We start from the raw sequence: 14,706 nt of genomic DNA on the forward strand, positions 1-14,706 counted from the left end.
GTTTATCCTGTAGAATCGGTTCTAATAGACACCTGTACTCTACATTTGAACTTAAATTCTGACATCCAAAAACGTATGGATACCTGAAAAAAGTCCCTATGTTATTTACAGTAAAATAATATCTTACGCGTCGGTTAAACTGCTTACAAAGAATTAGATTTGAGTTCTAATTTTTGTAAACGTAATAAAATAAAATAAATAATGAGGTGATTTCTCCCTTACTAAAAGTAAGGGAAAACCTTACTTTTAAAAATTCCCTTCTTAAAACAAGGGATTATTTTTTTAAAAAAATTGATTTGAAGGCTCCCTCAATACATTTTTCCCACAAAAAAGCCCCGCAAATGCGAGGCTGTTTATATATAAAAAAAGTGTTTTAAAACTTACTCATCATTTGGATTTCCTTCCAAGATAAAGAACTCAGAACGTCTGTTTAGTTGGTGTTCGTCTTCTGTACACTTGCTACCACAATCTACATTAGGAGTCATTTCTCCTTTGCCTGTTCCAGTAATTCTACTGGCATCAATCCCTTTAGAAATCACATACTGAGCCGTTGTTTTGGCACGTCTGTCTGACAACGATAAGTTATAGGAGGCTGATCCACGAGAATCTGTATGCGACTCTGCACTGATCACAATCGATTCGTATTTAGTCATCAATTGTACGAGTTTATCCAACTCAAAAGCTGCCTGTGCCGTGATGTTCGATTTGTCAAAATCAAAGTAAATAGGATTTAAAATGACTTTGTTTGCAAGGATAATTTCATCAATTGGAGTTAAGAGTAGTTCCGCAGAAACTTCTTCTTCACTGGTTCCCGCAACGGTTGTCATGCCACTTTCGTAATCGACTTTAGACCCTGTTAGTATCGTATCTATATCACATTCAATGATGTATTCAACAATGCCTTCAGCGTTTGATACTTTCGTTCCAAAAACAGTGCCTTCAGCATCTTTAATGTCAACTCTTGCACCTTCTAAAATCAAGCCTGTTTTGCTGTCTTTTACGGTAACGGTCATTAACACATCGCAAATCGGTTGCAGTTTCTTGATGGCATAGATATCATCGCTTCCTTTTCCGCCTTCTCTGTTAGAAGACACAAACCCTTCTTCGGTTTCTTCATTCATGCTAAACGCAAAATCATCGGCATTTCCATTCACAGGAATTCCTATATTTCGTACAGGGCCTACTTTTCCATCCACTACCTTTGCAAAATACACATCCATACCTCCAAGCCCTAAATGGCCATTAGAAGAAAAATAGAGTGTATTATTTGAGCTGATAAACGGAAACATTTCTTGTCCCTCTGTATTTAATTTTTGCCCCATATTAGTGGCTTCACCTACGGATCCATCTGCATCAATAGGCGCACTGTAAATGTCAAATTGACCGTAACCCCCTGTTTTGTCCGAAGCAAAATATAAGGTACTGCCGTCCGCACTGACTGTTGGGTTTTTAACAGAATAGCTGTCTCCATTTAAAGACAAGGCTTCTGCTTCCGACCATTGGTCTTCTTGCTTCACGCTCTTATAGAGGTTCAAAACACTGATTTTGTATTTTGTCAACGAATCTCTTTCAAAAACTTTATCGTAATAACTTTCACGAGAAAAATACATCGTATTTCCATCTGGAGAAAAACTTACGGTTCCTTCGTGGTATTTTGTATTGATGTTTTCCTTAATAATGGCAGGCATTTGAAAAGCACCGTCACTATCTACTGTGGAAGTGTAGATATCCAAAAAAGGCTCTTCATTCCATCCGTAGGTTTTTCGATTGTTATTTCTAGCAGAAGTAATGTAAAGTTTCCCATCTTGAAGTGTGCCTCCAAAATCTGAAACCTCAGAGTTGATCGGTAAATTCTGAACATTGAATTTTTTGCCTTTCTCTAAAATTTTAGGCAAATAATTAGGGTTGGCTCTAAATGCTGTGGCTCTGTGATCTGCTGGGCGCATGGAAGCAAATTTATCTAACTGTATGTTAGACTCTTCATATTTCCCGTTTGCTTTTAGCATTTGAGAGTAATTGTAAATCATCTCTGGGCTAGAAGAAGTTTCCAATGCTTTGGCATACCACATTTCTGCCTCTACAGTTTTGAATACATTGTAATAGCATTCTGCCAGTTGTCCATAGACATAAGCATCTGCGTCGCCGTCGGTTGCTAATTTTAAGTAATCTTCAGCTGCTTCAACAAATTGATATTTGTTAAAATGCTTGTCCGCTTTTTTTGTGGCATTACTTTGAGCAGTTAAGCAAAAACTACTCATTAAAGTGATGATAAAAATTGATATAATATTTTTCATAGTGTAATGATTAACTTAGATTAGAAATAACGTGGAGACCGTGAAACTTTAGTTGAGAAATTAAGGTCAAAATTAATAAAAATTTCATGCGATGAACTGGTCACAATGTCCAAATCCGATTGAATCGCATCATACGCATATCCAATTCTTAGATTGTCCATAACCTGAAAATTTACCATCCCACTAAAAGAATCTTCCAATCGATAGCCGACACCTACTTCTACAACATCAAACATAAATACATTTGCATTTATATCGTAACTCACAGGCGCATCAAACGCATATTTTATAAGTGTATGTGGCTTTAATTTAAAGTTTTCTGAAAGATCAAACACATACCCTGCAGCTGCAAAAAAGTGTTCGGACTCCGAACCAATTTTTGTCCCGTTCGCATCTAAATGCACCCCATTTAAAATGTTTGGGATTGATACCGAAATATAGTACTTGCTTGGCTTATAGAAATAGGCTCCAGCTCCTATGTTAGGAGTGGTTTCGTTGATGGCATTTGCAAAAAATGGATCGCCTTGATCTATCAGTGTAATTTGACTTTCTGCAATCCCTATATCATGAAAGGTAAAACCACCCTTCACACCAAATGCTAATTTGGTCACCGTTCCGACTGGAATGGTGTAAGAGAAATCTACATACGCATTGGTTTCCTTAACAGGGCCAATTTGATCTGCGATTATAGACAATCCCAAGCCAACTCGTTTCCCAACAGGGGAGTGGATGTTAAATGTAAAGGTTTCTGGCCCTCCATCGAGTCCCACCCATTGGCTACGGTACAAGGCGCCAACGGCCAAGCCTTCGGTGGATCCTGTATAAGCTGGATTGATAATATTCATATTGTACATATACTGCGTGTACTGTGGATCCTGTTGTGCATTCACCTGAGAGGCACACAGTAGTGTAAATAAAATTATTACTAAATTTTTCATTATTGTTTATTGTTATTTTGGTTAGTAATTTAGGTATATCCAGCTTGTAATCGGTGCTCTTCCAGAGTTAAATTGAATCACATAGAAATAAGTTCCAACGGGTAATAAGTCGTTAGAATTTGAATTTCCAGAACTCGCATCTTGTCCACACCATTGGCTTGTATAATCATTCAACTCAAATACTTTGACTCCGTATCTGTTATAGATTTCAGCTTTGACAATATCATCAGATGCTTCTAAATGATCTAAAACAAGACAGTCATTTACACCATCGCCATTTGGTGAAAGTCCCTGAGGGATGTCCACACAGTCCGCGTTCATAAAGCCAGCGACTTCAATTGTTGTGGATGATTGACAGGTCGTATTAAAATCTATAACGACTACCTCCACAAATCCGAGTGCTTCTCCTGCAACATGGGTGTAAGTATAATCTGAGCCAGATTGAACTTCAGTTCCGCCAATATACCAAACATATTCAAGATCGCTTCCTAAAAGATCCATATTTAGAACGTTTACAGAAAGATCCGTATCCTCATTCATACATTTTGTAAAAATGGTATCCTCTTCAAGTTGAGGTGTTACGCCTGCAACCAAAGTAATGGTGGTTTCACCAAAACAGTCTCTTTCATCAATTACAGTAACAAAATACTCGCCAGTTTGATCTGAATCTGCTGGGACTGTATAGGTATTATCAGGTCCCGCTTGTACATCAACGCCATCATACGTCCAATAATACGTCATCGTCGCTAAGACATCCGAATTCGTAACCGTTACCTCCAAAATACTTTCTTCACCTGAACAACGGTAAATGTTGCTTTCAGTTGCGATTGGTTCTGGGGTTGGGTTAATACCTACTTCTACATCATCTGTTATGGTAGCTGTTCCACCAGTACAAAGGGTATATGTAATTGCTGCGGTGTACGTAGTTGTTACAGAAGGTGCTACCGTTACAGTTTCACCAGTTCCTACAGACGTTGTGCCATCAAACCATTCAATTGTGAAATCAGGATCTCCTAATGAAGGAGTAAATCTCCAAAATTCATCTGTAGCATCCCAAACGCCAGTGTTTCTTCCAGGCGGTGTAAATGCAACTGTTCCTGGTACGTTTTGAACTCCAACAACAGCGTTGCCATCATTCCAAGCCGTACACGTTGGTTTGTCATAAATATTCACATCAATCGCGTTAGACGATTCGTAAAGAATAATCTGTGAGCTTGATTTGTTATCCCCACAAGAAGATCCAAAATGACAGACTTCAGAATAGTTGACAACAAATTGTCTTGATGGCGATGCGCCTAATATGACATAATTGATGTCTCCACAAACGGAAGGATCAATATCGTGACCAACTCCAAATATATTTGCTTCTGATAAGGTTGAATTTGAAGAGTTCGGTAAAGTGTCTCCTGGATCTAAACTGTATCCATTACCACCTCCTGCATTCTCAAATTCAAAAGACAGTACGCCATTTGATCCTATTAAAATTTGACTGTAAGTTTCTCCAAAGAAACAAAACTCAAACCCTAAATCAATAATGTCAGACCAAGTATCATCAGTATCCACACTTGTTGGCGTCCCACCCTCAAGTGCTGGCATTGGACACGATTGTTGTAAATTGACTTCGTAAGCCGTAGTGTCTTGTCCTAAAATATGGTAAGCGGCTGTTAAATTAGTACTGGTGCCTTCACAAAAAGTAGTGTCTTCTCCAGCATATATAATTGAACAATCGTTTGGTGGTGGTGGACATAAAAAGGTCATTGCACCACTATTCACCAGACAAGAGTCATCATCGTTATTTACAGATGAGATTATCACATTGAAGCCTGCTGTGTAAGGGCCAAAAGTAATGACGCCTGTGCTTGTCACCGTCTGAGCTGCACTTGCGAGGTTGTCAGAAACAACCACTGATGTTGCACTTCCTAAATCTGAAATATCAACTTCAATAAAGAATTCTTGACTGACTTCACAGTCGCCTATGATATCATAAGAAACAGTTTGTGTGATACAGGTTTTACAACTCACATCAAAATCCCACGGGGTATAGAAAGTACTTGCATCACAACTGCTAGAGCCGTCTGAATCTACTTCTACATATATGGATGTTGAGGTCGATTCAATAACCAGACCTGCAAGATCATCCATGTTGTTTGTATTGTTGTTAAACAACACCGTTCCTGTGTTATCAAGTCCATCGTATATCGTAATGTCATCGTAATTTCCTTCAATTGTACCCGCATTAAAAGTTAATTTTAATGGAAATCCAGTTGTAGAGGTGAATACCCAAAACATGGTGTCGTTATTTTCATAACAATAATTTATGTTTACGGGAACTCCGGATGCACAGTCCACAGTATAATTTGTTTGTTGTGTGGTTGTAAAGGTTACGGGTCCAGACCATGTAGAAAAACCATCTACTGCACCACAATCGGCACGTACATATACATCGTAGGTCGTTTCAAAATCCAAGCCTGTAAATTGTGTAGAGGTCACAGTTGCTGCAGACCCACTTCCAGTGGGTGCAGGATCGCCTGTTGGAACTATGATATATTCCCAAGAACTATTTCCTGTTGCTCCAGTCCAATCAAAATCAGCTGTCGAACCAGAAATATTAGAAATGGTCAGTGCTGTTGGAGGATAACAACTTGGTGCGGGTGCACAAGAGATTAAAATTTCATATCCAGGATCATTAGCAAACCCATCACTTTCAAACACAAAAGTCAAGGCGCCTGTAGCATCTGTTGATGAAACAGGATCTGGAACATTTGCTCCACTAAAGCTTCCTAATACATCTGAGGTTGCATCTGGTCCATTGTAAACCGTAAAGAAATCCCAATTTGCTTCCGTTTCAAAACTGATGAAGGTCAAAGTCACAAGATCTCCTGCAGTTTCAGGGTATATAGTGACAGTTATCGATTCATTACCTGAATAATCTCCAGTAGCGCCTCCAGAATCAAAAAGAGTATCTCCACAACCAGGAGCTGTGGTGAAGGCCAGTGGACCTACCCAATTGCTTGTGTTTCCATTGCCACAGTCTGCTTGTACATAAAAGTGATAAGTCGTATTGGACTCTAAACCACTCAAGTCATAAGCCATTGCTACAGTCGTATCTGTTGTCCCTGTTCCTTGTGTAAATCCAACAGGACCATATTCAATATTCCAAGCAGTTTCAGCATCTCCCAGTGTCCAGCTAATGTCTGCGGATGAAGTGGTAATCGCTTCTGCAATTGCTGCTCCAGGCTGCGTACAAGTGGGTGCCGTAATACAAATATTGTCAATAAGAGATTGATCTCCTGGTGCCGAGTAATCTGCGTCATATTTCCCACTGTGTTCAAGTCTTAAATCAAAACTTGTGCCTGCATAAGCACTTAAATCGTAGTATTGATTGACAAATGGATCTGAACTTTCAGTCGTTGGATTTAAAGTGGCTCCTATTTGTGCACCATCCACAGTCACTCTAAAGTTAGAGTAGTTGGGACCATAGCTATAAGTTTGTTTTAAATCAAAGGTCAAAACAACAATTGTTTCGGCAGTTGCATCTACAGTTATATTTACGGCTGATTGGTGTGTAATGTTTTCAACCCATGCTTCTGTTTCTGTTGTACTAGTACTTCCACCAGTCCATCCAGTTCCGGAATCACCACCAGTTAAAAGAATTCCAAAATCGGAGGCAAACGCCGCCGCTCCAGCATCCAAACTAGCATCCGCATAAATCTCTGAAGATAAAGCTGCATTGGCTCCTAAAACACCATCTTCAAAATCAAAACATCCCGGCATCGTAAAGGGAACCGGAAGTGTTGTAAAGCTCAAAGGACCTACCCATGCACTTGTGTCTCCATCGCCACAATCGGCTTGGACATAAAAATCATAAGTAGCGTTGTTGTCTAATCCAGTTAATGTAAAAGGATTTGAATTTGCTACAGTAGTAGTTCCTGCGCCTTGTACAAAATCAGCAGGACCATACTCTATATTCCAAAGGACTTCAGAGTTGTAAGCAGTCCAGCCTAGATCTACTGTAGTTGTTGTTGCATTTGTAGCGGTCACATCACTTACTTGAAGACAAGTAGGTGCTGGTGAGCAAGAGATTAAAATTTCATATCCAGGATCATTTACAGAACCATCACTATCAAACACAAAAGTCAAAGCCCCTGTTGGGTGTGAGGAGGTGATGGCGTCTGGTACAGTGGCACCGTCATATACACCTACTTCAGTTGCGCTCACATCGGGTCCATCATAAACAGTTAAGAAATCCCAATTAGCTTCTGTTTCAAAACTTAGGAAGGTAAACGTGACAAGATCTCCTGCATTATCAGGGTAATGGTGACGGTTGTGAATTCATTACTTGCATAATTTCCAGTAGCCCCTCCAGAATCGTACATAGTGTCTCCACAAAGATACGATGTTGCGAACGCTACAGGACCTCTCCAATCACTTGGTTCCGTACCGTCACAAATGGCTCTTACAAATACTTCATAATCTGTTGCAGAGTTCAATCCAGTAATTGTAAAAGGATTTGTTGTGATTGCAATTCCTGCAGTGGTTGGTTCACCAGTACCTTGAGCTTGTATCACATACTCCCAAGCAGTTTCTCCATTATTTGCAGTCCATGAAATATCAGCGGTACTTCCCGTAGCTGTTGACACCACCAAATCACTTACTTGAAGACAAGAAGGTGCTGGGGAGCAAGAGATTAAAATTTCATATCCAGAACGATTTGCAGACCCATCACTATCAAACACAAAAGTCAAAGCCCCTGTTGGGTGTGAGGAGGTGATGGCGTCTGGTACAGTGGCACCGTCATATACACCTACTTCAGTTGCGCTCACATCGGGTCCATCATAAACAGTTAAGAAATCCCAATTAGCTTCTGTTTCAAAACTTAGGAAGGTAAAGGTCACAAGATCTCCTGCATTGTCAGGATATACGGTGACGGTTGTTAATTCATTACTTGCATAATCTCCAGTAGCACCACCAGAGTCATATAGTGTGTCTCCACATGCAGGACTTGTTGTAAAGTTTACAGGCCCTCTCCAAGGACTTGAATCAGTGGCATCACAAATGGCTCTTACAAATACTTCATAATCTGTTGCAGAGTTCAATCCAGTAATTGTAAAAGGATTTGTTGTGATTGCAATTCCTGCAGTGGTTGGTTCACCAGTGCCTTGAGCTTGTATCACATACTCCCAAGCAGTTTCTCCATTATTTGCAGTCCATGAAATATCAGCGGTACTTCCCGTAGCTGTTGACACCACCAAATCACTTACTTGAAGACAAGAAGGTGCTGGGGAGCAAGAGATTAAAATTTCATATCCAGAACGATTTGCAGACCCATCACTATCAAACACAAAAGTCAAAGCCCCTGTTGGGTGTGAGGAGGTGATGGCGTCTGGTACAGTGGCACCGTCATATACACCTACTTCAGTTGCGCTCACATCGGGTCCATCATAAACAGTTAAGAAATCCCAATTAGCTTCTGTTTCAAAACTTAGGAAGGTAAAGGTCACAAGATCTCCTGTAGTATCAGGGTAAATGGTGACGGTTGTTAATTCATTACTTGCATAATCTCCAGTAGCGCCTCCAGAATCATAAAGCGTATCTCCACAACCAGGACTTGTCGTGAATTCTACAGGGCCTACCCAATTACTTGTAGAATCCCCACAATCTGCTTGCACATAAAAGTGATAGGTTGTATTGGAATCCAGTCCAGTTAAGTTATAGGCTGTCGTTGTTACAGTACCTGTAGTACCTGTTCCTTGTGTAAATCCAGCAGGACCATATTCAATATTCCAGGTGGTTTCAGTAGCACCTAGTGTCCAGCTCATATCTGCCGACGATGCTGTAACAGCGGTCGCGGTCGCTGCACTAGGCTGCGTACAACTTGGTGCCGTAATACATATATTGTCAATTAGAGATTGATCTCCTGGTGCGGAGTAAGCTGCGTTATATTTACCACTGTGTTCTAGTTTTAAATTAAAACTCGTTCCTGCATAGGCACTTAAATCGTAGTATTGATTGACAAAAGAATCTGCACCTGCTGTAGTAGGATTTAAAGTTCCACCAATTTGCGTGCCATTTGCCGTGACTCTAAAGTTAGAGTACTTAGCACCATAGCTATAGGTTTGTTTTAAATCAAAAGTCAGAACAACAACGGTTTCTGCAGTTGCATCTACAGTAATACTCACTGCCGATTGGTGTGTAACGTTGTCAACCCATGCTTCTGTTTCTGTGGTATCAGAACTTCCACCAGTCCATCCAGTTCCGGAATCACCACCAGTTAAAAGAATTCCAAAATCGGAAGCAAAGGCCGCCGCTCCAGCGTCTAAGCTTGCATCCGAATATATATCGGACGATAAACCTGCATTTGCACCTAAAGCACCCGTTTCAAAATCAAAACATCCGGGCATCGTAAAGGGTACTGGAAGGGTTGTAAAACTAACCATCCCCCAAGTACTTTCGGTGTCTCCACAATCGGTTCTAATATATAAGTCATAGCCAGTATTTGCATAACAGCCTGTAATTGTTAGTGGATTGTCTGTAGTGTCAGTCCCTGTTTCTGTAGGAGTCTCACCCGTAAGAACCAATTCATATTGCCATGCTGCATCTCCGGCTTCAGCTGTCCAAGAGATTGTGGCTCCGACATCAGTAGTACTGTCAACAGTAAGTGCTGTAGGCGCTACACAACTTGGGCAAGATGCCGTAATTGTGCCAGTTGTAATAGAAGATTCAGCTCCAGATAAAACAAAGGTTCCTGTTGAATCAAGAATTTCATAACTAGTTTCATATGCGAACCCTCCGCCACCAAGCCATTCTGTAGTGACATCAGCTCCATCGGTTACCGCAAAAGGTAAAATGAGTTCTGAGCCACCAGCTGGGATGGTTACTCCAGTAAGTACAAGAGCGCCATTAACCGAAACATTCATAGTGTTTCCGTTCCATCCATCTCCGTAAGAATCAATCATTTTTAGTGAGTAGTCGCATTGACCAAAAGAAATTAGCGTGCAGAAAAAGACCGCTAATGCGTAAGTAATATCTTTCATAATGTTAAATTGGTTAGACAGTGAAGTTAGTTGTTTTTTTTAAGTTACATTTAATTCAATCTAATAAAATCGATTAAACACATATAAAATCGATTAAGCACATAAAACCGAATTCCGAACTTCCCTAAATATTTAAATTTTGGATGATTCAGTCTAGCTATTAATTTTTACCTTTGACCAATACGTTTATATGATTGAGAAAAAAGTTATCGGCTTAGAAAAAGCTGTTTTAATAGGAGTAATTACAAAATTACAAGATGAAACTAAGTCCGAAGAATACTTAGAGGAACTTGAATTTCTGACCTATACAGCTGGTGGGGAAGTGCTCAGACGTTTCACTCAAAAAATGGACAAGCCGAATCCCAAAACCTTTATTGGAACGGGTAAAATGGAAGAGTTGCGTCTCTATATAGAGGAGCATAAAGTAGGAACTGCCATTTTTGATGACGAGTTATCGTCCGCTCAAGAACGTAATATTAGTAAAATATTAAACTGTAAAGTCTTAGACCGTACCAACCTTATACTGGATATTTTTGCACAACGTGCACAAACAAGTTATGCCCGTACTCAGGTAGAATTGGCACAGTGCGAATATTTATTACCCCGATTAAAAGGAATGTGGACACACCTTGAACGTCAAAAAGGAGGTATTGGAATGCGCGGACCAGGGGAAACGGAAATTGAAACGGACCGTCGTATTGTAAGAGAGAAAATTGCCCTTTTAAAAGCTAAGATAAAAAAAATTGACAAGCAAATGTCCGTTCAACGAAGCAACAGAGGCGCCATGGTTCGGGTGGCTTTGGTGGGCTATACCAACGTTGGGAAATCGACGTTGATGAATGTCATTAGCAAGTCGGATGTGTTTGCAGAAAATAAATTATTTGCAACCCTGGATACAACAGTTCGGAAAGTGGTGGTAAAAAACCTGCCTTTTCTGATGAGTGATACTGTTGGGTTTATTAGAAAATTGCCCACGCAATTGGTCGATTCGTTTAAGAGTACCTTAGATGAGGTTCGAGAATCGGATTTGCTCCTGCATGTGGTGGATATTTCGCATCCCAATTTTGAAGATCATATTGCATCTGTCAACCTGATTTTAGGAGAAATTAATGCGTTAGACAAACCCACGCTCATGGTGTTCAATAAGATTGATGCTTACGAAGCAGAACCTTTTGATGACACGGATTTGATTGCGGTTCGTACCGAAGCTCATTATTCTTTAGACGAATGGAAGTCCACATGGATGTCAAAAATTGGTGAAAATTCACTGTTTATTTCTGCACTCAACAAAGAGAACTTAGAAGATTTTAGAAAACGGGTGTACGATACGGTTCGTGAAATTCATGTGAAACGTTTTCCTTACAATCGATTCTTGTACCCCGATTATGAAGATATTATAGAGTAAAAGAGGGGTCTGAAAAGTTTTTTTCTTGTCAATCTGAATCTGACTACCGTCAGGCAGTCCTGCCTGTCGGCAGACAAGTTTACCTACCGAAGGTAGGCTCGTTTCAGATTCTAAAACAAATTGAATTTCAGTTAATGGAGATTCTGAAATAAATTCAGAATGACAGGTTTGCTATTTTCCAGACAGCCTCTTCGAAGCGATTATTCCTTAGAAATTATAATTGACTCCCAATCCAAACACTTGTCGGGTTTGTAAACCTTCAAAAGCATTGTCATCATAAATGGTTTGATATGCCAGAGTAGTTGAGATGTATTTGTTAATGTTCATGACTAAATTCATGGTATAGTCAAGATCGACATTTTGTGGGTCTTCCAAATAATTTGAATAAAGATTCAAGGTGTTTTCCATGGAAATGTTTTTCATCAAATCAAATTTATAATAGGCACCTACAGAAGCACCAAACTCAAAACGGGTGCTTTTTCCTTCTTCCACGCCAAAATAAGCAGCGTCTGGAAGGGTAAGGTTTTTATCGACAACAATTAATTTGGTGGTGGCAGGGGCGATATTCACCTTTAAATTTTCGCTTTTTTTCCAAAGCATACCAGGACCTATCTGTAAATATCCAGGAGATAAAAACTTGGTAGGACCTTCCGTATCACTGTCTAAATCATCTGTAAATTGTGTTTTAAAATTGACGAATGCAGAGTAGAACCAATAGCCTTTTGCTTTTTTTCCTAACACAGAATTCCATTCCAAACGGTCATCCGATTTTTTAATGTCTTGCTCTTTAATCTTCGTAATTCCAAAAGACGCAATGATTTTATTGTCCCAAGACCAATCGCCTTTAAGATAATTAATATCATAGTTGATGCCAACAGTTCCAGAAATACTACTAACTCCTCCGGCAACCCAGTTTTCAAATGCAGACTGGTTTAATAAAAATGTAAAGCTACCACCTCTAGTCCAAACGGGTTTTTCGGTAGTTTCCGTTGTGGGCTCCTCTTGCGCGTACAGACTGTGGAATTGAGTAATGAGAGCGAATACTAAAATAAATTTTTTCATGTGATTGTAGGTATAGGGGTTTTAAATTAAGTGCAAATATATAAAATTGAAATAAATTGATAAATCTAAAGGAAAAGAATCCTTATTTATTTTTTAAACAAAGGTACCGACGAACAGGCTTCGCCATACATAATGGATTTTGCGATTGGCTGTAATTTATCTATCAGAAAAAGATAAGCATTTTGTGGCACGGGTTTGTTAGAGCAGCCTTTGATAATAACAGGCTTATTTTTACAGAAATCAAGATCTAAATCTTCAATGATCGTTTGATATAGGGATGTTTCTAAAACTTCTAAATCACCCACCACAACTTGCGTAGCAACGCCTGAAAGTTTGAGTCGAACCAACATATAAGCCCAGCCAGGAATGATGGCGTCAGAAGTGCAATGCAGAGCAACAAATTGATTTGTATAGACCGACCAATCATGGGTGTTTACAAACGCCCTGAATTCTTTTTCTCGAAGTACCAAGCCTTCGTAAAGCCAGTCTTTAATGTCAAAACATACACGTGCTCCCTTAGGATAATAGTCCTCTAAATCAAGAGTGACAAGTACACTGTTGGCAACACGATTTACAATTTCACCAGTCGCCATTGCTATAACATTCCAAGTTCAAGTTTCGCTTCTTCACTCATCAACTCTTGTGTCCATGGTGGGTCAAACGTAATTTCGACTTCCGCATCTTTCACAGCATCCAAAGATTTAACTTTTTCCTCTACTTCCAAAGGAAGGGTTTCTGCTACAGGACAGTTGGGCGTGGTCAAGGTCATCAAGATTTTTACTTCATAGTCTTCATTTACGAACACGTCGTAAATCAATCCTAATTCATAAATATCTACCGGAATTTCTGGATCAAAAATGGTTTTTATAACACGTACTATTTTTTCTCCCAAAGCATTTACGTCAATTTTTTCGGTACTCATAATCCTATTTGTGTTTGATATGCAAGCGCATACATTTTTATTTTTTTTACCATACTCACCAATCCGTTTGCTCGGGTAGGAGACAAGTGTTCTTTAAGTCCAATTTCGTCAATAAAATCGGTTGAGGTATTTAAGATAGTATCAGGACTTTGGTTTGAAAATACACGTATTAAAATCGCAACAATGCCTTTTGTGATAATGGCATCACTGTCGGCAGAAAACACGACTTTTTCACTTTCCAAATCGGCATGAAGCCAAACTTTACTCTGGCAGCCTTTGATGATATTGTCTTCCGTTTTGAATTTTGAATCGATGAGAGGTAATGATTTTCCCAAATCGATCATGTGTTCATACCGCTCCATCCAATCGTCAAACATGGAAAACTCATCTATTAAATCCGCTTGTATCGTTTCAATATTCATGTGTTTATATTTATTGTTTTTCAAAGATTACACTTCGACTGCGCCTATCTGCCGATAGGCAGGCTCAGTGCAAGTATAGTACATCCATTTAATCATTTTCTTGGGTATCAAGTTTTGGTTATGGATGTTTTACAATGCAAAAATACAATTCTTAAATGGGAATTTTAATTTTCTGAGATAGATAATATGTATTCTACCAATGGCTTTATTTCGACAGGTGGATATTTATGATCAAAGCCACTCGATTGAATGGTGTCTCCTTTTTGAATGACTGTTAATTGTGCAAATGCAGCACCATCATACTGTCTGTAATTGGTTGGGGATTTTAAATTTGGTAAGTTTTTCAGGTCGATTTGATCTAGTAACCTTAAACACTCCTTCCAGTCCTTTGCTTTTAAATCGCTCGAAATGGTGTTTAATTTTTCACGATCTTTGAATTCTATAAGGCTGTTTTCTTTTAGAATAAATTCTTGAAAAAATCCACGGGTGTTCGCACTGTAAGAAATCGTAACCTGACTTTGCGTTGAAGTGTTTTCGTTATTTTGGGTAAGCACCTTTTTATTTGAATTACAGTTGGTTGCAAAAACGATCAATGTAAAACAAGTGACAAGTAGTTTCATAAATCAATA

The 14,706-nt window shown here is 39.3% G+C and carries 10 protein-coding genes; 1 reads left to right on the forward strand and 9 read right to left on the reverse strand.

Annotation, left to right across the window (positions count from 1 at the left end):
* Positions 1-380 precede the first annotated feature (380 nt).
* From FORMB_RS07490 to FORMB_RS07505, 4 genes are read right to left on the reverse strand one after another with little or no spacing between them, the layout of a single operon-like run.
* Positions 381-2,294: an OmpA family protein gene (locus FORMB_RS07490; RefSeq protein WP_069676863.1), complete on the reverse strand. Its 1,914-nt coding sequence runs from the start codon at positions 2,292-2,294 to the stop codon at positions 381-383.
* A gap of 20 nt (positions 2,295-2,314) precedes the next feature.
* Positions 2,315-3,232 carry a PorP/SprF family type IX secretion system membrane protein gene (locus tag FORMB_RS07495; RefSeq protein ID WP_069676864.1) on the reverse strand — a complete coding sequence of 306 codons (918 nt, stop codon included), beginning with the start codon at positions 3,230-3,232 and terminating at the stop codon, positions 2,315-2,317.
* Between the two features lie 21 nt (positions 3,233-3,253).
* Positions 3,254-7,564, reverse strand: coding sequence for a gliding motility-associated C-terminal domain-containing protein (locus FORMB_RS07500; RefSeq protein ID WP_231925580.1), 4,311 nt, complete (start codon positions 7,562-7,564; stop codon positions 3,254-3,256).
* A complete protein-coding gene (locus FORMB_RS07505) occupies positions 7,504-10,266 on the reverse strand; it encodes a fibronectin type III domain-containing protein (RefSeq protein WP_083243932.1) in 2,763 nt (920 codons plus the stop codon). The genes FORMB_RS07500 and FORMB_RS07505 overlap by 61 nt, the downstream gene beginning before the upstream one ends.
* A gap of 190 nt (positions 10,267-10,456) precedes the next feature.
* On the opposite strand from FORMB_RS07505, the gene hflX reads away from it, so the two are divergent.
* Positions 10,457-11,671 (forward strand): GTPase HflX, encoded by a 1,215-nt coding sequence (gene hflX / locus FORMB_RS07510; RefSeq protein ID WP_069676867.1) that lies wholly within the window; start codon positions 10,457-10,459, stop codon positions 11,669-11,671.
* 207 nt (positions 11,672-11,878) lie between these two features.
* On the opposite strand, the gene FORMB_RS07515 is transcribed toward hflX, so the two are convergent.
* The 5 genes from FORMB_RS07515 to FORMB_RS07535 all read right to left on the reverse strand — a co-directional run bounded on the left by FORMB_RS07515 (position 11,879) and on the right by FORMB_RS07535 (position 14,697).
* The gene (locus tag FORMB_RS07515) at positions 11,879-12,733 is read right to left on the reverse strand and encodes a DUF3078 domain-containing protein (protein ID WP_069676868.1); all 855 of its coding nucleotides are present in this window, start codon (positions 12,731-12,733) and stop codon (positions 11,879-11,881) included.
* 86 nt (positions 12,734-12,819) lie between these two features.
* Complete coding sequence (locus FORMB_RS07520) at positions 12,820-13,326, reverse strand: DUF2480 family protein (RefSeq protein ID WP_069676869.1); 507 nt, start codon at positions 13,324-13,326, stop codon at positions 12,820-12,822.
* 2 nt (positions 13,327-13,328) lie between these two features.
* A complete protein-coding gene (locus tag FORMB_RS07525) occupies positions 13,329-13,655 on the reverse strand; it encodes a DUF59 domain-containing protein (protein ID WP_069676870.1) in 327 nt (108 codons plus the stop codon).
* Positions 13,652-14,077: a SufE family protein gene (locus FORMB_RS07530; protein ID WP_069676871.1), complete on the reverse strand. Its 426-nt coding sequence runs from the start codon at positions 14,075-14,077 to the stop codon at positions 13,652-13,654. The genes FORMB_RS07525 and FORMB_RS07530 overlap by 4 nt, the downstream gene beginning before the upstream one ends.
* 164 nt (positions 14,078-14,241) lie before the next feature.
* A complete protein-coding gene (locus tag FORMB_RS07535; protein ID WP_069676872.1) occupies positions 14,242-14,697 on the reverse strand; it encodes a hypothetical protein in 456 nt (151 codons plus the stop codon).
* Positions 14,698-14,706: the final 9 nt, after the last annotated feature.

Source organism: Formosa sp. Hel1_33_131, assembly GCF_001735745.1.
Lineage (GTDB): Bacteria > Bacteroidota > Bacteroidia > Flavobacteriales > Flavobacteriaceae > Hel1-33-131.